This is a genomic window from Catenulispora sp. GAS73 (assembly GCF_041262085.1).
Taxonomy (GTDB): Bacteria; Actinomycetota; Actinomycetes; order Streptomycetales; family Catenulisporaceae; genus Catenulispora.
Genome location: NZ_JBGCCM010000007.1, coordinates 30,632 through 50,787, shown reverse-complemented (window position 1 = coordinate 50,787; position 20,156 = coordinate 30,632). Strand labels below are relative to the sequence as shown.

At 73.1% G+C, this 20,156-nt stretch carries 6 protein-coding genes; 5 read left to right on the top strand and 1 reads right to left on the bottom strand.

What is annotated here, in order from left to right; translation table 11 throughout:
- Positions 1 to 254: 254 nt before the first annotated feature.
- Genes ABH935_RS12400 through ABH935_RS12385 form a run of 4 tightly spaced genes read left to right on the top strand, consistent with a single transcriptional unit; the run spans position 255 to position 4,493 of the window.
- A complete protein-coding gene (locus tag ABH935_RS12400) occupies positions 255 to 1,391 on the top strand; it encodes an acyl-CoA dehydrogenase family protein (protein WP_370377996.1) in 1,137 nt (378 codons plus the stop codon).
- Positions 1,388 to 2,878 carry an amino acid adenylation domain-containing protein gene (locus ABH935_RS12395; RefSeq protein ID WP_370377995.1) on the top strand — a complete coding sequence of 497 codons (1,491 nt, stop codon included), beginning with the start codon at positions 1,388 to 1,390 and terminating at the stop codon, positions 2,876 to 2,878. The genes ABH935_RS12400 and ABH935_RS12395 overlap by 4 nt, the downstream gene beginning before the upstream one ends.
- A gap of 26 nt (positions 2,879 to 2,904) precedes the next feature.
- Positions 2,905 to 3,147, top strand: coding sequence for an acyl carrier protein (locus ABH935_RS12390; protein WP_370351600.1), 243 nt, complete (start codon positions 2,905 to 2,907; stop codon positions 3,145 to 3,147).
- Between the two features lie 5 nt (positions 3,148 to 3,152).
- Complete coding sequence (locus tag ABH935_RS12385; protein ID WP_370377994.1) at positions 3,153 to 4,493, top strand: NAD(P)/FAD-dependent oxidoreductase; 1,341 nt, start codon at positions 3,153 to 3,155, stop codon at positions 4,491 to 4,493.
- A gap of 40 nt (positions 4,494 to 4,533) precedes the next feature.
- On the opposite strand, the gene ABH935_RS12380 is transcribed toward ABH935_RS12385, so the two are convergent.
- Positions 4,534 to 5,247 carry a 4'-phosphopantetheinyl transferase superfamily protein gene (locus tag ABH935_RS12380; protein ID WP_370377993.1) on the bottom strand — a complete coding sequence of 238 codons (714 nt, stop codon included), beginning with the start codon at positions 5,245 to 5,247 and terminating at the stop codon, positions 4,534 to 4,536.
- A 66-nt stretch (positions 5,248 to 5,313) separates the two neighbouring features.
- Here ABH935_RS12380 and ABH935_RS12375 point away from each other — a divergent pair, with 66 nt between their 5' ends.
- The gene (locus ABH935_RS12375; RefSeq protein ID WP_370377992.1) at positions 5,314 to 20,151 is read left to right on the top strand and encodes an SDR family NAD(P)-dependent oxidoreductase; all 14,838 of its coding nucleotides are present in this window, start codon (positions 5,314 to 5,316) and stop codon (positions 20,149 to 20,151) included.
- Positions 20,152 to 20,156: the final 5 nt, after the last annotated feature.

Below are 20,156 nucleotides of genomic sequence, written 5' to 3'. Positions count from 1 at the left end.
TCGGCCCGTCTCGCGCAGGATACGTCGGCGGTGTCCCGGCCGACACCCTTATCCGCCCCCTAGGTCGCAGCCGCCTTTCGCATAAGGGTGCGATAAGGGTTGGAGCCGGCCCGCGGGGAATCTAACGTTGCCGAAGTGTCGGGCCGAGAATAATCGAATGTCAGGGCGCTGTCACTTCCGAGTACGACCTTCACCTACCATCACCGAGGCGGGATTGAAATGGAAACGGTCGACTACATATCGGAAAACCTCTGATGGACTTCGAGCCGTCACCGATTCAGCGTGAACGCTGCGCCGAGATCAGCGCCGCCGTCGTCGAGCGCTTCTCCGAGCACGAGACGTCCACCGACCCGGAGCAGGTGCGCCTGGCATGGAAGGACGCGGCGGCCGCCGGCCTCACGGCGCTGTGCGTGTCGCAGGAATACGGCGGGGCCGGCCTGGGGGCCCTGGACACCGCGCTGGCCCTGGAGGCGTTCGGCCGTTCCTGTACTGACATGGGCCTGGTGTTCGGGGTAGCGGCACACCTTCTCTCCTGCGCCGTGCCCGTCCAGGACTTCGGCACGGCCGCGACGAAGGAGCTGCTGGCCGGCATGGCCTCCGGCGACGTGGTCGCGGGCAACGCCATGACCGAGGACGAGGCCGGCTCGGACATCGGTCGGATCCGCTCCACCGCCACGCGCACCGACGAGGGCTACGTGCTCCACGGCGAGAAGTCGTTCGTCAGCAACGGCCCGATCGCGGACGTCTACGTGACCTATGCGGTCACCGATTCCACCGCCGGTTTCCTCGGCGTCTCAGCGTTCGCCGTCCCGCGCGAGCTCGACGGCGTCGTCGTCGGTGAGCCGCTGCGGAAGATGGGCCTGGAAGGCTGCCTGGCCTCGCGGGTCCGGTTCGACGGCTGCGTCGTCCCGGCCGAGTACCTGCTCGGAGCCGAGGGCAGCGGCGGCGCGATCTTCCAGCACTCCATGGCCTGGGAGCGCGGCGCGCTGTTCGCCGGCTACCTCGGGCAGATGGGCCGGCAGCTCGCCGAGTGCGTGGACCACGTGAACAACCGGCGCCAGTTCGGCCAGAAGATCGCCGGCTTCCAGGCCGTCTCGCACAAGATCGCCCGGATGCGGCAGCGGCTGGAGAGCGCGCGCCTGATGCTCTACCGCGCCTGCTGGCTGCTCGACGAGGGCCGCACCGACGTCGTCGCGATCGCCATGGCGAAGACCGCGGTGTCCGAGGCCGCGATCGCCAACAGCCTGGACGCCATGCAGCTGTTCGGCTCGATGGGCTACCTGGTCGAGACCGGGATCGAGGCGCAGCTGCGGGACAGCCTGCCCACCACCATCTTCTCCGGGACCACGGAGATCCAGATGGAACTCATCGCGAGGGGGACGGGCCTGTGAGCCTGCACCAGCTCGTCATCGACGCCGCCGCCCGGCGGCCCGACGCGCCGGCGGTGAGCACGCCGTCCGGCTCGCTCAGCTACGCCGAGCTGGACGCCGCGGCCGACGCGATCGCCGCCCGGCTCGGCCGGCACGGCGTGGGCCGCGGCGACCGGGTCGTGCTGTGGGCGGCCAAGAGCCCTGCGACGGTCGCGGCGATGCAGGCCGTCCTGCGGCTCGGCGCCGCCTACGTGCCGGTCGACGGCAGCACTCCGCCGGCCCGGGTCGCGACCATTGTCCGGGACTGCGCGGCAGCCGTCGTCCTGACCACCGCCGAGAAGATCTCGCGGATCTCCGCCGAACTGGGGGAGCAGGTCCGCTACGAGGACCTCGACGGTCCCTACGATCCCGCGCCGGCCGTCAACGCCGACACCGCTCCTGAAGACCTCGCATACATCCTCTACACGTCGGGATCGACCGGCGTGCCCAAGGGCGTGTGCCTGACCCACGAGAACGCGCGGGCCTTCGTCGACTGGGCCTGCGACGTGCTGGCCCCGGAGCCGGAAGACCGCTTCGCCAACCACGCGCCGTTCACCTTCGACCTGTCGGTCCTCGACCTGTACGCGGCGTTCCGCGCCGGTGCCTCGGTGCACCTGATACCGGCGGAGCTGTCGTTCGCACCGAAGCAGCTCGTGGAGTTCGTCCACGAGCAGCAGATCACCATCTGGTACTCGGTGCCCTCCGCGCTCGCGGTGATGATGCGGCACGGCGGCCTGCTCGACCGCCCGGCGCCCGACTCGCTGCACACGGTGCTGTTCGCCGGCGAGCCGTTCGCCATCGGGCAGCTGCGCGACCTGGCGGCCTGGACGAACGCCCGGATGATGAACCTCTACGGCCCCACCGAGACCAACGTGTGCACCTACCACGTGGTCCGCAAAGAAGACCTGGGCCGGGACCGGCCGGTGCCGATCGGCGTCGCGGCCTCCGGGGACCGGGTCTGGGTGGTGCGTGACGACGGGATCATCGCGACCGCCGGCGAAGAGGGCGAACTGCTCGTGGACGGCCCCACCGTGATGCCCGGCTACTGGGGCCACCCGCCGCAGCGCGGCCCCTACAGCACCGGCGACATCGTCAAGATCCTGGCCGACGGCACCCTGGACTACGTCGGGCGCCGCGACCACATGGTCAAGGTCCGCGGCCACCGGGTCGAGCTCGGCGAGGTCGAGGCGGTGCTGGAGAACCACCCCGGCGTCGCCGAGGCCGCGGCCGTGACGGTCGGCGAGGGCGTCGACACCCGCCTGGTGGCGTTCGTCGCCGCCCGGCCCGGCGCCGACCTCGGCGTCCTGGCCCTGCGTCAGCACCTGGCCGAGCATCTGCCGCGCTACATGGTCGCCGACGAGGTGCGCTTCCTTTCCCCGCTGCCCAGGAACGGCAACGGCAAGATCGACCGGACCGCGCTGGCGGCGCGCGCCGTCCCCAACCTCCCAACCGAAAGGCCGGTGCGATGACCCTCGACGAGGTCACACCAAGGATCATGAAATTCATCAGCGAGAGCTTCCTGGAGGGCGACCCCAAGGGCGAGCTGACGGAGACCACCCCGCTGCTGGAGTGGGACGTCCTGAACTCGATGAACAGCGCGCTCCTGCTGAACTACCTGCGCGAGGAGCTGCACGTCGACGTCCCGCTGGCCTCGATCAACGCCGCGAACTTCCGGACCGTCGCCGCCATCAGCCTGCTCGTCTCCGGCCTGACGGCCGACTCCGCGGAAGGTGTCTGACAGCCATGAGTGTCGACTATGACGTCGTGATCGTCGGCGGCGGTCCGGCCGGCTCCACCGCCGCGGCCTACCTGGCCAAGGCCGGCCTGTCGGTGGCCGTGTTCGAGGGTGACAACTTCCCGCGGCCGCACGTCGGCGAGTCGCTGGTGCCGGCCACCACCCGGTGCCTGCTGGAGACCGGCGCCATGGACAAGGTGGAGGCGGCGGGCTTCCCGAAGAAGTACGGCGCCGCCTGGACCGCCACCACCTCGCCGAACATCAACGCCGACCTGGCCGCCACGCTCACCCACGAGCTCGGCACCGCCGACATCCTGTTCAAGGAGCGCGACCAGCCCGGCACCGACCGGGACTACACGTTCCACGTCGACCGCAGCAAGTTCGACCTGATCCTGCTCAAGCACGCCGAGAGCCTGGGCGCCAAGGTGTTCCAGGGCATCCGGGTGCTGCGTGCGGACTTCGACGACCCGGAGAAGGTCACCGTGACCGCCCGGATGGGCCGCCACGAGGTCGGCGTCACCGCGAAGATGGTGATCGACGCCTCCGGCCGGCAGACCTTCCTGGGCCGGCAGCTGGGGACCAAGGAGTCGGACCCGGTCTTCGACCAGTACGCGATCCACACCTGGTTCGAGGGCCTGGACCGCAGCGAGGTCGCCAACAGCCCGGAGAAGGTCGACTACATCTACATCCACTTCCTGCCGATCACCGACACCTGGGTGTGGCAGATCCCGATCACCGACACCGTCACCAGCATCGGGGTCGTGACGCAGAAGAAGCAGTTCGCCGAGGCGAACCTGGACCGCGAGGCCTTCTTCTGGAAGTTCGTGGAGAGCCGGCCGGACCTGGCCGCGGCGCTGAAGAAGACCAAGCGGGTCACCGACTTCAAGGTCGAGGCCGACTACAGCTACGCGATGAAGGAGATCTGCGGCGACCGGTACGTGCTCATCGGTGACGCCGCGCGCTTCGTCGACCCGATCTTCTCCTCCGGGGTGAGCGTCGCGCTGAACAGCGCGCGGCTGGTCACCGACGACATCCTCAAGGCCTTCGCGAACGACGACTTCTCCAAGGCGTCCTTCGCCACCTACGAGAAGACGATCCGCAACGGCGTGCGCAACTGGTACGAGTTCATCTCGGTCTACTACCGGCTGAACATCCTGTTCACCACGTTCGTGGCGGACCCGCGGTACCGGCTGGACGTCATCAAGATGCTGCAGGGCGAGATGTACGACGGCGGCAAGCCGGAGGCGCTGCGCGTCATGCAGGAGACGGTGGCCGCGGTCGAGGCCGACCCGACCCACCTGTGGCACCCGCACCTGGGCAACCTGCGGGTCGCCCCGGTGGACGCCTAGTCCTGGAGACCAGTCCCAGAAACCAGTCCCAGAGCCAGTCCTAGAAACCGTGACCGGCAGCGCCGTCCGAGAAGGGTCCGCCGTGCTCCGCGGGCAGTCCGAGGGTCCGGGTCAGCACCTTGATCCCCGGCGCCCGGACCGCGACGCAGGCGATCACCCCGGGGTCCCGGACGGCGACATCGGACAACGACCACGCACCGACCTCGCCGAACCCGGCGGGAAGCGAGACCAGGCCACCTCCGGCAGTGGTGACCACCTCGCGCAAGTGCGTGGCCAGTCCGGTGCCGAGGGCCTTGGCGACCGCCTCCTTCCGGGTCCAGAAGCGGAGCAGCTGGGTGTCCCTGAGCTCGTCCGGCAGGGCGTCCAGGGCCTGCTGCTCGCTCGCGGACAACGCCGTGCGGGCCAGCGCGTCGCGATCGGGCAGCGGCCGCAGCCGTTCGACGTCGACCCCGACCGGGGCGGCCCGGGACACCGCGGCGGCCACCACGGCCTCGGCGTGGCTCAGGCTCACGTGCAGACCGCCGGGATCCAGGACGAGCGGACGCCCCCGCTCGTCGCGGTCCCAGCGCTGTTGCTCGGGCGGGCATGAGGTGTACGCCCGCACGAGCTCCCGGCCGAACCGGCGCGTGGCGTCCCGTGTCTCACGGTGTCGCCGAGCGCGCTCCTCCAGGCCCGGCGACCGGTCCCCGGGCGCCGGGCCGGCCGCCACCCAGACGGCCACCTGGCCAGACCCCGAGGGGTGCGGCTCACCCATCGGTCACCCTCCCGGTATCCCGACGCCGACGTGCGGACGTTCACTGCAGAGCGAGGAACAGCTCCGATGGTAGAACCACTGACGACGATGAACCCGGCCGACGACGCGATCGCCGTCGTCGGCCTCGGCTGCCGGTTCCCCGGCGGCGTCCGCTCCCTGGACGACTTCGGCGCGGCGCTCACCGCCGGGACCGGTGTCTTCCGCGACGTGCCCGCGACCCGCTGGGACAGCGGGCTCGACGGCAGTCTCGGCGGCTTCCTCGACGAGATCGACCGCTTCGACGCCTCCTACTTCGGCATCGCGCCGCGCGAGGCGGGCGCGATGGACCCGCAGCAGCGGCTGATGCTGGAGGTCGCCTGGGAGGCGATGAGCGACTCCGGGCGTCCCGCGGACGCCTGGCGCGGCACCCGCACCGCGGCGTTCTTCGGCGTCTTCTCCCACGACTACCTGACCCTGCACACCAAGACGCTCGGTCTCGGCGGCGTCGGGCCGCACTACGGCAGCGGCAACGAGTTCAGCTTCGTGGCCGGCCGTCTGGCCTACACCTTCGACCTGCGCGGCCCGATGGCCTCGCTGACCACGGCCTGCTCGTCCTCGCTGCTGGCCGTACACCTGGCGAGCCAGAGCCTGCGCAGCGGCGAGAGCGACGTCGCGCTGGCCGGCGGCGTCAGCCTGATGCTGACCCCCGAGCTGACCGCCTTCATGAACCAGATCGGCGCGATCTCGCCGACCGGCCGGTGCCGCCCCTTCGCCGCCGACGCCGACGGCATCCTGCGCGGCGACGGCTGCGGCGTGCTGGTGCTCAAGCGGCTCTCGGACGCGCTGGCCGACCACGACCGGGTCTACGCCGTCCTGCGCGCCTCGGCCGCCAACCACGACGGCCGCAGCCTCGGCATCACCGCGCCCAACGGCGCCGCGCAGGCCGAACTGCTGCGCACCACCCTCGGCGCCGCCGGGATCGGACCATCGGACCTGGACTACGTCGAGGCGCACGGCACCGGGACCCCGCTCGGCGACCAGGTCGAGCTGATGGCGCTGGACGAGGTCTACGGCCGGCCGCGCGACACGGACCGGCCGGCGCTGTACGTGGGCTCCAACAAGGCAGTGTTCGGACACACCGACGCCGCGGCGGGCATCGCCGGGCTTCTCAAGGGCCTGTACGTCATCAACGCGCGCCAGGTGCCCGCGCAGCCCGATCCGGGCCGGCTCACCTCGGCGGTGGCCTGGGACCGGGGCCGGATGGCGGTGCCGATCGCGCCGGTGAGCCTGGACGGTCTGGACCGACCGGTCCGCATAGCGGTGAGTTCTTCGGGGCTCAGTGGGACGAACGTGCACGTGATCGCCGAAGGGTTCGCGGCGGCCGAGGTCGTGCCTGCCGGTGCTCGGCCGGCCGGTCCCTACGTGCTGCTCGCGTCGGCGTTCCACGAGTCGGGGCTGGCCGAGCAGGTCGCCGGGATGAGTGCCAGGGCGGCGGCGGACGAGGACGGTCTCGACGATCTCCTCGCCTCGGCCGCTACCCGGCGCACCCACGAGCGGCACCGGTTTGCCGCCGTCGTCACCGAACCTCGGGAACTCGCCGCCGCGCTCGGTGAGATCGAGGAGGCGCCGGACGGCGTCTACGTCGGCGAGGTCGACCCCGACGACGCCCCGGAGACGGTGTTCGTCTACTCCGGCCAGGGCTCGCAGTGGGCTGGCATGGCCGCGGACCTGTATGAGACCTCGCCGGTGGTGCGCGACGTCCTCGACGAGTGCGACGCCCTGATCCGCCGGGACGTGTCGTGGTCGCTGCTGGACGTACTGCGCAGCTCGGACGGCCGGCTCGAACTGACCGACGTCGTCCAGCCCGCGCTGCTCGCGGTGCAGACCGCGGTGACCGGCTGGCTGGCCGAGTCCGGCGTCCGGCCGGTCGCCGTGGTCGGCCACAGCGTCGGCGAGATCGCCGCCGCGCACGCGGCCGGCGCGCTGTCCCGCGCCGACGCCGTCCAGCTCGCGGTTCGACGTGGTCTGATCCTGCAGGAGACCGCAGGCCGCGGCGCCATGCTCGCGGTCCGCGCCGACCGCGCCATGGCCGAGGCGCTGATCGCCGAGGCCGGTCTGCCGGTGGTGGTCGCCGCCGTGAACGGGCCCGGTGCGGTGGTGCTCAGCGGCCCGGTGAAGGCCGTCGAAGCGGCTGCGGCGGTGTTCGAACAACGGGGCCTGCGATGCAAGGCGCTGGCCGGCGGCTACGGGTTCCACAGCCCGGTGGTCGCCGAGTGCGGCCCGCGGCTGCGTCAGGCTCTGGACGAGCTGACCGCCCGCACGCCTTCGGTGCCGATGGTCTCCAGCGTGCTGCCGGACGAGTCGGACGTCCGCTTCGACGCCGCGTACTGGGAGCGCAACCTCACCGACCCCGTGCTCCTGTGGCCGGCCGTCGACCGGCTGCTCGCCGGGGGCGACCGGGCGTTCGTCGAGATCGGTCCGCACCCGACCCTGATCCGTCAGCTCGCTGACGCCGGCCGGCTGCGCGAGCGGCGCGGGCCGGCGGTGGCGACGCTGCGCCGCGGCGAGTCCGGAGAGCTTTCGCTGCGCAGGACCCTCGCGCAGCTGCACGTCGCCGGCGTCGGAGTGGACTGGACGGCGATCACCGGCCGGCCGGGGCGCTACCGGACGCTGCCCGTGCCCTCCTGGGGCGGCGATTCGTACTGGCTGCCGGGGGTCGATCTCGGCGACCAGGGGAGCGGCCCGGCCGCCGGAGCGGCGTCCGAGCCGGTCCGGCTGAGCCTGGTCGACAGCGACGGCCACGTCGTCGGCGAGGTGCTCGCGCACCCGACGGCCGGCGTGGCGCCCGACGACGGCGGCGCGCGGGCAACCCCCACGCTTTCGCCCGTGCCCGCCGTCGTCCCGGCCTCGGCCGCCGCGCCGAAGGCCGGCGCGAAGCCCGATCGCGGTTCGGCTCGCGGTTCGGTCCAGCGGGTCGAGGCGCACGTCGCCGCGGTCCTGGGCCTGCCCGCCGGGCAGAGCCTGCCCCGCCGCCGCGGCCTGTTCGATCAGGGCCTCGACTCGCTGACCGCGGTCGAGCTGCGGGACCGGCTGTCGGCCGAGTTCGGCATGGAGCTGCCCTCGACGATCGTCTTCGAGAAGCCGACGATCGAGGCGCTGAGCGCGTTCTTCGCCGACGCCGGCGCGCGCGATGAGACTGGCGCCTCGTCGGTGGCGTCCGGCGAGGCGCCCGACGAGACCGACGAGACCGACGAGTCCGACGACGCCGTCGCGATCATCGGCATGGCGTGCCGGCTGCCCGGCGCGGACTCGCCCGACCAGTTCTGGTCCCTGCTGGCCGAGGGCCGCAACGCGGTCCGCGACCTGCCGTCCGCCCGCAAGGCCGACCCGATCTGGGCCGAGGCCGGCGTCGGCGTCCCGACCCGCGGCGGCTACCTCGACGAGATCGAGGGCTTCGACGCCGACTTCTTCCGGGTCTCGCCGCGCGAGGCCAAGGCGCTCGACCCGCAGCACCGCCTGCTGCTCGAAGTCGCCTGGGAAGCGCTCCAGGACGGCGGCCAGAGCGCGGCGCGCCTCGAAGGCCAGGCGGCCGGCGTGTACTTCGGCCTCAACACCGCCGACTACCAGCAGCTCCTGACCCGGGACATGGCCGAGGTCAACCACTTCTTCGGGACCGGCACGACCTTCGCCGCGGCCGTCGGGCACCTGTCGTACTTCCTGGGGCTGAGCGGGCCCTCCATCGCCGTCGACACCGCGTGCTCCTCCTCGCTGACCGCCGTCCACCTGGCGTGCCAGGGACTGCGCCAGGGGGACTGCGGGATCGCGATCGTCGGCGGGGCCAACGTCATCGTCGCGCCGACGGTGTCGGTCTCGATGTCCGCGGCCGGCGCCCTGGCCCCCGACGGGCGGTGTAAGACCTTTGACGACGCGGCCGACGGTTACGGACGCGGCGAGGGCGCGGCGGCGCTGATTCTCAAGCCGCTGAGCGCCGCGAAGCGGGACGGCGACCGCGTCTACGCGGTCATCCGCGGGACCGCGGTCAACCAGGACGGCGCCAGCGGCGGCATGACCGTCCCCAACGCCTCCGCGCAGATCGACGTCATCAAGCAGGCGGTCGCGACCGCGGGCTGGGCACCGCGCGACGTCGACTACGTCGAGGCCCACGGCACCGGCACGCAGCTCGGCGACCCGATCGAGGTCCGCGCCCTCGCCGAGGCCCTGGGCCCGGGGCGCGCCGCGGACGAGGCGGTGCTGATCGGCGCGGCCAAGGCCAACATCGGGCACCTGGAAGCGGCGGCCGGCGTCACCGGCCTGCTCAAGGTGGTCCTGGCGCTGCACCACGGCGAGCTGCCGCCGCACCTGATGAGCAGCCCGTCGAAGCAGATCGACTGGGACCGGCTCCCGGTCTCGGTGGTGACCGAGCTGCGGCCCTGGCCGCAGCGCGGCCGCCCCAGCCGCGCGGGAGTGAGCTCGTTCGGGTTCAGCGGCAGCAACGCGCATGTGGTGGTCGAGCAGGCGCCGGCGGTCGAGCCCGACCGCGAGACCAGCGGCGCGCCGCGTCGCATCCCCTACGTTCTGATGGTCACGGCGGGCTCCGAACCGGCGCTGCGGCAGGCGGCCGGACGGCTGGCCGCGCGGCTGCGTACCGCGCCGGACGAGCTGGACGACATCGTCTACACCAGCGCCTACCGCCGCACCTGGCTCGGCCATCGGCTCGCCGTCACCGGCACCGACGCCGCGACCATCGTGGCCACCCTGGAGGCGGCGGCGCGCGGCCAGGCCACGCCGGCCGCCCGGATGGCGACGGTCGCCGAGGGAGTCGAGAACACTGTCGGATTCCGATTCGGCGGTGAGCTGCCCTCCGCGGAGGTGCGAGCGCGCCTCGCAGAGCTGCCGGAGTATGCCAGTGCACTGAGTTCTGTCGTGGCGCGCGCTACCGAGCTGACCACCGAGCCGCCGGCCGGCGCGGCGTATTTGTTCTGCCACCAGGTTGCGGCGACCAGGTTGTGGGCCACGGTCGGGCTCGTCCCGGACACGGCGGCCGGCGAGGGCTCCGGCCAGATCGCAGCCGCCTGGGCCGCCGGAGTGCTGGGGCTGGACGAGGCTCTGCGGCTCGCTGCCGAAGGCGGTGCCGTGGACAGCGGGGGCAGCTGGGGCGGCGACGCCGACGTCTTCATCGACGTCCTGCCTCAGGATGCTGATGAGCTCGCCGCCACCGCGGCCGAGCTGTTCGCCACCGGCGCCGTGCCCGCTCCGGCTCCCGGCGCGCGCCGGCCCGTCAGCCTGCCCGCCTACCCGTGGCAGCGCCGCCGGTTCTGGTACCGCGAGTTCGCCGACACCTCCGGCCTGCCGGACGTCCCCTGGGTCCTGTCCGCCGCCAGCGCCACCGGCCTGCGCGCCCGCGCCGCGGCCCTGCGGGACCACACGGCCCGCGAGGCGGACCTCAACCCGCAGAAGGTCGGATCCGCCCTCGCCGCGCTGCCGGGCTCGGCCGAACACCGGGCCGTCGTGCTGGCCAAGGAGTCGGCGGGCTTCGGCGACGGGCTGACCGCGCTCACGGACGGTAAGAGCAACGCGAACCTGGTTCAGGGCACTGTCACCGACGCCGCGAAGATCGCCCTGGTCTTCCCGGGCCAGGGCGCGCAGTGGCCCGGGATGGCCACCGAACTCATGGCCGCCGAACCCGCCTTCGCCGACCAGATGCGCGCGTGCGATCAGGCCCTGGCGGAGTTCACCGACTGGTCGCTCGCCGACGTGATCGCCGGCGCGCCGGGAGCGGCGTCGCTGGACCGGGTCGACGTCGTGCAGCCCACGCTCTTCGCGATGATGGTCTCGCTGGCCGAGCTCTGGCGCTCGCGCGGGGTCGTGCCCTCGGCCGTGGTCGGCCACTCGCAGGGCGAGATCGCCGCCGCCTACATCGCCGGCGCGCTGTCGCTGCGGGACGCGGCGCGCGTCGTGGCCCTGCGCAGCGCCGAGCTGACCCGGCTGTCCGGCCAGGGCGGCATGGCCTCGATCGCCCTGGACTCCGAGGCGGTCACCCGCCTGCTGGAGCCCTTCGCCGGCCGGGTGTCGATCGCCGCGATCAACGGCCCGAGCAGCGTCGTGGTGGCCGGCGACGTCGCGGCCCTGGACGAGCTGGCGGCGATCTGCGACGGCGACGGCGTTCGCTTCCGGCGCGTCGAGGTGGACTACGCCTCGCACTCGCCGCACGTCGAGCAGATCCGGGAACGGCTCGGACACGTCCTGGCCGGGATCACGCCGCGCCGTTCGACGACTCCGTTCTACTCCTCGGCGACCGGCGGCCTGCTGGACACCGCCGAGCTCGGTCCGGAGTACTGGTACCGCAGCCTCCGGGAGCGCGTGCGCTTCCAGGACGCGGTCAGCGCGCTGCTGGCCGATGGCCACGACCTGTTCATCGAGACCAGCCCGCACCCGGTGCTCACCCCGGCCGTCGAGGAGACGATCGAGCAGGCCGGCAGCCCCGCCAGAGCGTTGGGCACGCTGCGCCGCAACGACGGCGGCACCGGACGGCTCCTGACCTCCCTGGCCGAGGCCTACACCCGGGGCGCCGACGTGGACTGGCAGCCGGCGTTCGGGCCGGACACCGCCGAGGCCACCGCGATCCCGGACATCGCAGGCCACGAACTCGACGCCTGGCGGTACCGCGTCGCCTGGCGGCCCGCCGACGGCCTCGTCGGCGCCGCGCCGGCCGGAACCTGGCTGATCGTGGCCCCCGACAACGGCCCGGGAACCGCCGCCGCGCAGGATGTGTGCGCCGCTCTGACCGCCCGGACCGCGACCGCGAAGCTGATCACACTGGACCCGACGCGCGAGGACCGCGACGGCGTCGCCGCCTTGCTGCGGAACGAGTCGGCCACGCAGGCCGCCGGAGTGCTCTCCCTGCTGGCGATGGACGAGCGTCCGCATCAGGAGTTCCCGGACGTCCCGGCCGGCACGGCGGGCACCCTGGCCCTGATCCAGGCCCTCGGCGACCTCGAAGCCGACATCCCGATGTGGCTGGCGACCACCGGCGCGGTGGCCGTGGCCGACGGTGATCCGGCATCGCCGACACAGGCCCAGGTCTGGGGTATGGGACGAGTGGCGGGGTTGGAGTCCCCGCAGCGCTGGGGCGGCCTGATCGACCTGCCGGGCGCGCTCGGCGCGGACGCCCTGGAGCATCTGTGTGCGGTGCTCGGTGGCGCCCTGGGCGACGAGGACCAAATGGCGATCAGGGACGGCGATGTGCACGTGCGCCGACTGGTCCGCGACCCGGTGACCGACCTCCCGGCCGCGCGGAGCTGGCAACCCGGCGGCAGCATCCTGATCACCGGCGGCACCGGACGGCTCGGCCGCCGGCTTGCCCGGTGGCTGGCGTCGCGGGGCGCCGGACACCTCATCCTGGTCGGCCGCCGCGGTCCGGACGCGCCGGGCGCGCGCGAGCTCCAGGCTGAACTGGGGCGCGCCGGAGCGGCGGTGACGTTCGCGGCCTGCGATGTGGCGGACCGCGATGCCATGGCGGAGGTGCTGCGCGAAGCGCGGGCCGCCGGGAGACCGGTGCGCAGCGTCGTCCACACGGCCGTGTCCCCCGAGCGCGACCCGCTGTCGACGACCACGACGGCCCAGCTCGCCAACGCGCTGCACGCCAAGGTGACCGGCGCGCAGGTCCTGGACGAACTGCTCGGCCAGGGCGCCGAAGACACCGTGGACGCCTTTGTCCTGTACTCGTCCGTCGCAGGCGTCTGGGGGGCCGGCGACCATGGTGTCTTCGCGGCCGCCGACGCGCACCTGGAGGCCCTGGCCACCCAGCGCCGCGCGCGCGGCCTGGCTGGAACCTCCGTCGCATGGGGTGTGTGGAACCCGTTCGGGGAACAGGACGACGATCCGGAACTGCTGGCGATGCTCGCAGGCCAGTCGCAACGCCAGGGCTTGCCGCTCCTGGATCCGGAGCAGGCGCTGCGCTCCCTGCAGCGGGTGCTCGACCAGGATGAGACCTCTGTCGTGGTCGGCGACGTGGAATGGGACCGGTTCGCGTCGCTGTTCACCTCGATCCGTCCGCAGCCGTTGTTCGACGACATTCCCGAAGCCCGGGCTGCGGCAGGCGGCGACGGCGTGGACGGGGCGACCGCCCTGGGCCGGCTGCTGTCCGGGGTGACCGAGTCCGAACGCGAATGGGCGGTCCTGGACGTGGTCCGAACCGAGGCCGCAGCCGTCCTGGGCTACGACCGCGCCTCCGACGTGGACCCCGACCGGCCGTTCACCGACATGGGCTCGGACTCGGTGACCGCGGTCGAGTTCCGCACCCGGCTGAACGCGGCGACCGGTATGCACCTGCCGGCGTCCATCGCCTTCGACTACCCCACCGCGACCGCCGTCGCCGAGCACCTGCTGGAGCTGGTCCTCGGCGAGCTGGCCGGGTCGGCTGCCGATGCCGGCGAGGTCGGCTTCGTCGCCGACGACGGCGAGCCGATCGCGATCGTCGGTATGGCCTGCCGGTACCCCGGCGGCGTGGAGTCGCCGGAAGAGCTGTGGCGGCTGCTCGTCGAGGGCCGCGACGCCATCGGCGGCCTGCCGGAGAACCGCGACTGGGACCTGGCCGAGCTGTTCGACTCCGATCCCGACCGCTCGGGGACCGCCTACGTCCGCGAGGGCGGATTCCTGGAGGACATAGCCGACTTCGACGCGCAGTTCTTCGCCATCTCCCCGCGTGAAGCCCTGGCCATGGACCCGCGCCAGCGGCTGCTGCTGGAGACCTGCTGGGAGCTGTTCGAGAACGCCGGAATCGCCGCGCCGAGCCTGAAGGGCAGCCGCACCGGCGTCTACATCGGCGGCAACCCCACGGACTACGCGTCGGCGGCGATCCAGGTCCCGGACTGGGCCGAGGGCTACGCCGCGACCGGCACCACCGGCAGCGTGATGTCCGGGCGTCTGTCCTACGTGTTCGGGCTGGAGGGACCGGCCCTGACGCTCGACGCCGCCTGCTCCTCCTCCCTGGTCGCGCTGCACCTGGCCTCCCAAGCGCTGCGCTCGGGCGAGTGCACGATGGCCGTGGCCGGCGGCGCGGCGGTGATGGCCAGCCCCAAGGAGCTGACCGAGTTCAGCCGCCTCGGCGCGCTGGCGCCGGACGGACGCTGCAAGGCGTTCGCCGACGCTGCCGATGGCATGGCGCTCGCCGAAGGCGTCGGGCTGTTCCTCGTCGAGCGGCTTTCCGACGCGCGCCGTAATGGCCACCACGTGCACGCGGTGATCCGCGGCTCCGCAGTCAACCAGGACGGCGCCTCCAACGGACTGACCGCGCCGAACGGCCCGTCGCAGCGCCGGGTGATCCAGGCCGCGCTGGCGCGCGCCGGGGTCGCGGCGTCCGAGGTGGACGTGGTGGAGGCGCACGGCACCGGCACCTCGCTCGGCGACCCGATCGAGGCCCAGGCTCTGCTGGAGACCTACGGCCAGGGCCGGGAGGCGAACCGACCGGTGCTGCTGGGGTCGATCAAGTCGAACATCGGCCACACCCAGGCCGCCGCGGGCGCGGCGGGCGTGATGAAGCTCGTGCTCTCGATGCAGCACGGCCTGGTGCCCGCGACCCTGCACGTGGACGCGCCGAGCGCCCACGTCGATTGGTCCTCGGGCGCGGTGCGGCTGGCGGTGGAGCAGCAGCAGTGGCCTGAGACGGGCCGTCCGCGCCGGGCCGGTGTGTCCGCGTTCGGCATGAGCGGCACCAACACCCACGTCATCCTCGAACAGGCACCGGCGCTGGAAGAAGAAGTGCCGGTGCGAGAGCCCGAGGCCCCTATCGCACCTATTCCTTTGCCGATCTCGGCAGCGACCTCGGAATCGCTGCGCCGGCAGGCCGTGAAGCTGCGCCGGATGCTCGCCGACGATTCCGAGGTGCTACCCCGCGACATCGGCTGGAGCCTGGCGTCCACCCGGGCCGCGCTCCAGCACCGCGCGGTCGTCCTCGGGGCCGACCGGGACGACTACGACAGCCTGCTGACCGCGCTCGCCGACGGCGAGCCGGACGCGGCACTGATCAGCGGCACCGCGCGGAACAAGCCGCGCATCGCCTTCGTCTTCCCCGGACAGGGCAGTCAGTGGTCTGGCATGGCCGCCGAACTGCTCGACGCCAGCCCGGAGTTCGCCGAGTCCATCCGCGAATGCGAGCAGGCTCTGGCGCCTCACACCGACTGGTCGCTGACCGACGTGCTGCGCCGAGCCGACGGCGCGCCCGGCTTCGAGCGGGTCGACGTGGTGCAGCCGGCGCTGTTCGCGGTGATGGTCTCGCTGGCCCGGCTGTGGCAGCACTACGGCGTGAGCCCGGCGGCGGTCGTCGGGCACTCCCAGGGCGAGATCGCGGCCGCGCATGTGGCCGGCGCGCTCTCCCTGGAGGACGCCGCCAAGATCGTGGCTCTGCGGGCCCAGGCGATCACCCGCCTGACCGGTTCGGCCGGCATGGCGTCGCTGCACGCCGACGAGCAGCAGGTGACCACCCTCCTGACCCCGTGGCGCGAGCGGGTCACGATCGCGACCGTCAACAGCCCGACGCAGGTCGTCGTCGCCGGCGACACCGGCGCGCTGGACGAGCTGACCGACGAGTGCGAGCGGCGCGGCGTCCGGATCCGCCGCATCGAGGTCAGCTACGCCTCGCACTCGCCGCAGGTCGAGCCGATGCACGCGGACCTGCTGAAGCAGCTCGCTGACATCACCCCGCAGCGCTCGCGGATCCCGTTCTACTCCGCGGTGACCGGCGAGCCGATCGACACCACGGAGCTCGACGCCGAGTACTGGTACCGCAACCTGCGCGAGCCCGTGCTGTTCACGCACGCCACCGGCAAGCTGCTCGACAACGGCTTCACCGCGTTCATCGAGGCGAGCCCGCACTCCGTGCTGACCTCGGCGGTGACCGAGACCGCCATGGCGGTGGAGGGCCTGGCCGAGCCGCTGACGGTGGGCTCGCTGCGGCGCGACGACGGCGGCCTGGTCCGGTTCGTCGCCTCGCTGGCGCAGGCCTGGGTGAACGGCGTGGACCTGGACTGGGCCAAGCTGATCCCCGGCGGTGAGCGGGTTCCGCTGCCCACGTACGCCTTCGACCGGCAGCGCTTCTGGCGGGGCCAGGCGCCCACCGCCGCGGACCCGGCGGCGCTCGGCGTGCAGGCCTCGACCCATCCGCTGCTCGGCGCGGCGGTGGAGCTCGCCGACAGCGACAGCCTGGTGCTCACCGGACGGCTGTCCGCCGGCACCCGGCCCTGGCTGGCGGACCATGGCGTCACCGGGGCGCGGCTGCTGCCTGCGACCGGCTTCGCCGAACTGGCCCTGCGCGCCGGCAGCCAGGCGCAGCACCCTCGCGTCGAGGAGCTGACGCTGGAGGCGCCGCTGTTCCTGAGCGACAGCGAGGCGGTGAGCATCCAGCTGATCGTCGGCCCGCCGAGCGATCCGGGACGCCGTCCGCTGGCCGTCTACACCCGGCCGGAGGTCGGGGACGGCGAGTCCGGCGGTCCCGGCAGCTGGACGCGGCACGCCTCGGCGGTCCTGACCGCCGACAGCCTGCCCGCGCCGGCCCGCACCGCCGAATGGCCCCCGGCCGGAGCCGAGCCCGTGTTGCAGGACCCTGACGCCTTCTACACCAAGGCCGAGACCGAGGGCGGGTACGTCTACGGGCCCTCGTTCCGCGGACTGCGCCAGGCCTGGCAGCACGGCAACGACGTGTACGCCGAGGTGTCGCTGCCCGCCGGGGTGCGCGACGAGGCGGACCGGTACGGCGTGCACCCCGCGCTGCTCGACGCGGCGTTCCAGGCGATGATGCTCGCCCCGGCCATGGGGCAGCCCGAGGGCGCGGCCAAGGTGATCCGGCTGCCGTTCAGCCTGACCGGCGTGTCGCTGTTCGCCCCCGGCGCCCGCGACCTGCGGGCGCGGATCTCGCCGATCGGTCCGGACACCGTGTCGATCACCGCGACCGACGAGAACGGCGACCCGGTCCTGGTGATCGAGCGCCTGGTCAGCCGGCAGGTGCCGGCCGAGCAGCTGGCGCTGGCCGCGGCCCCGGCCGACCGGTCGCTGTTCGAGCTGGAGTGGATCGCGCCGCCGGCTCGGCCCACCGGCAAGGTCGCCGCGGATTGGGCGCTGCTCGGCGCCGGCAGGTATCGCGCCGACCTGGCCGGTGCGGATCCGGCTGACCCGGACTTGCGCGGTGCGGACCTTGCTGGTGCGGGCGTGCATGGCGCTGACTTGCTCGGTGCTGATCCGTTCGGTCTGGTCGCCGGATTGGCGGAGGCCGGGATCTCCCCGCAGAGCTATCCCGATCTCAGTGCTCTGTTGGCCGAAGGTCGGCCGTGCCCGAGCATCGTCGTGCTGCCCGTCAGCTCGGCCGCCGACGCCGCTCTGCCGGACTCGGCCTTCGCCGCGACCGCTGGCGTCCTGCGCGAGGTCCAGGCCTGGCTCGCCGACGACCGCACCGCGGACTCCCGCCTCGTCGTCGTCACCGGCGACGCGGTCGCGACCGCGCCCGGCGGCGGTGCGCCGGACCTGACCACCGCTCCCGTCTGGGGCCTGCTCCGCTCGGCGCAGACCGAGAACCCCGGCCGGATCGTCCTGGCCGACCTCGACGGCACCGACGCCGTCGCCCCGCTGGTGCAGGCGCTGGCCGGCGACGAGGCGCAGCTCGCGATCCGCCGCGGCGTCGCCCTGATTCCCCGGCTGGCGCCGCTGGCCGCCTCGCGGCACGCGCTGACCGTGCCGCCCGGGGGCCGGTGGCGGCTGGAGCCGGACCCGTCCGGGGTGCTCGACGCCATGGCGCTCAAGCCGTTCCCGGCCGATCCCGAGCCGCTGGCGTCCGGCCAGGTCAGGGTGCGGATGCGCGCGGTCGGCATCGGCTTCCGCGACGTCATGGTGGCGCTCGGGATGGCCCCGGGCGGCGGCGACTTCATCGGCGGCGAGGGCGCGGGCGTCGTCCAGGCGGTCGGTCCCGACGTCGTCGGGATGAAGCCCGGCGACCGGGTCCTGGGCATGATCCCGGCCGCGTTCGCCACCGAGGCGGTGACCGACTACCGCTGGCTCGCCCCGATGCCCGAGAGCTGGTCCTTCGAGCAGGCGGCCGCGATCCCCTCGGCGTTCCTGACCGCCTACTACGCCCTCGTCGAGACCGCCGCGCTGAGCGCCGGACAACGGGTCCTGATCCACGCCGGGACCGGCGGCGTCGGCATGGCGGCGATCCGGATCGCCCGCCACCTCGGCGCCGAGGTCTTCGCCACGGCCGGCCCGGCCAAGCAGGACGTGCTCCGGCAGCTGGGCTTGGACGACGCGCACATCGCCTCCTCGCGCGACGCGGCGTTCGCCGACCTGATGCTCGACGCCACCGACGGCGCGGGCGTGGACGTGGTCCTCAACTCGCTGGTCGGCGAGCTCGTCGACGCCTCGCTGCGGCTGCTGCCCAAGGGCGGCCGGTTCATCGAGCTGGGCAAGACCGACGTGCGCAGCCCGGAGGAGGTCGGGCAGGCGTATCCCGGCGTGCTGTACGAGCAGATCGACCTGGTGCGCGATACCACTCCGGCGGTGATGCGCTCGTTGCTGGACGACGTCGTCCCGCTGCTGGAGCAGGGCATGCTGACCGAGCTGCCGACCCGCGACTGGGACGTCCGCGAAGCGCCCGAGGCGTTCCGCTACATGGCCCAGGCCCGGCACGTCGGCAAGTTGGTCCTGACGATCCCGCCGACCCCGGACCCCGAGGGCACGGTGCTGATCACCGGAGGCACCGGGACCCTCGGCGGCCTGGTCGCCAAGCACCTGGCCGGTCCGTGGGGGATGCGGAACATCGTCCTGGCGAGCCGTCGGGGCGCGGCGGCCGAGGGCGTCGGGGAGCTCACTGCGGAGCTCACCGAGCTCGGTGCGGACGTGCGCGTCGCAGAGTGCGACGTCGCCGACCGCGCAGCCTTGGCCGGGCTGCTGGCCGACATCCCGGCCGAGCATCCGCTCACCGCGGTGGTCCACCTCGCGGGCGTGCTGGACGACGTGGTGTTCACCGCGCTCACCGAGGACCGGCTGGCCCGGGTGCTGCGCCCCAAGGTCGACGCCGCCGCGCACCTCCACGAGCTGACCGACGACCTGCCGCTGGGCATGTTCGTCACGTTCTCCTCGGCCGCCGGCGTGATCGGCAATCCGGGGCAGGCCAACTACTCCGCCGCCAACGTCTTCCTCGACTCGCTCGCCGCCGCCCGGCGCGCCCGAGGGCAGGCCGGCACGTCGGTCGCCTGGGGTCTGTGGGCGCCGGACAGCGGGATGACCGGCAAGCTGGACGAGCAGGACCGGGAGCGGCTGGCCCGGGCCGGGGCGCAGGCCATGTCCGTGCCCGAGGCGCTGGCCATGCTGGACGAGGCGATCGAGTCCGGGCTGCCGATGGTCGTCGGCGCGCACATCGACCGGGGCGCGCTGCGAGCCCAGGCCGAGGCCGGCACGCTCCCGGCCGTGCTGAGCCGGCTGGTGCCGCGCGGCGGTCGTCAGGCCGCTGAGACGAGTTCGGACCAGGCCGCCGGCGGACTCACCGAACTGCTCGCCGGGCTGGCCCCGGCCGAGCGCCGGCAGGCGCTGGTCAACCTGGTCCGCAAGCACGCCGCGGCGGTGCTCGGGCACGGTTCGGTGGCCGCCGTCGACGCCGAACGCGGCTTCCTGGACGTCGGCTTCGACTCCCTGACCGCCGTCGAGCTGCGCAACCGCCTCGCTGCGGCGACCGGCCTGCGGCTGCCCGCGACCCTCATCTTCGACTGCCCGACCCCGACCGCGCTGGCCCAACGGTTGGGCGAGCTGTCCGGCCCGGCCGAGGAGCTGCCGGACGCGACGGACGACGGCGGCGAGGACCAGCAGAGCCATGAAGACGAGATCGACGCCGTGGACGACATGGATCTCGGCGAACTCATCCGCGCCGTTCACAGCACCGAGGAGTAGAGGCT

Bases quoted from the DNA above. Each gene is read 5' to 3' on its own strand.
- ABH935_RS12390 (WP_370351600.1), top strand. From the start codon at position 2,905: ATGAAATTCATCAGCGAGAGCTTCCTGGAGGGCGACCCCAAGGGCGAG.
- ABH935_RS12385 (WP_370377994.1), top strand. From the start codon at position 3,153: ATGAGTGTCGACTATGACGTCGTGATCGTCGGCGGCGGTCCGGCCGGC.
- ABH935_RS12375 (WP_370377992.1), top strand. From the start codon at position 5,314: ATGGTAGAACCACTGACGACGATGAACCCGGCCGACGACGCGATCGCC.
- ABH935_RS12380 (WP_370377993.1), bottom strand. From the start codon at position 5,247: ATGGGTGAGCCGCACCCCTCGGGGTCTGGCCAGGTGGCCGTCTGGGTG.
- ABH935_RS12400 (WP_370377996.1), top strand. From the start codon at position 255: ATGGACTTCGAGCCGTCACCGATTCAGCGTGAACGCTGCGCCGAGATC.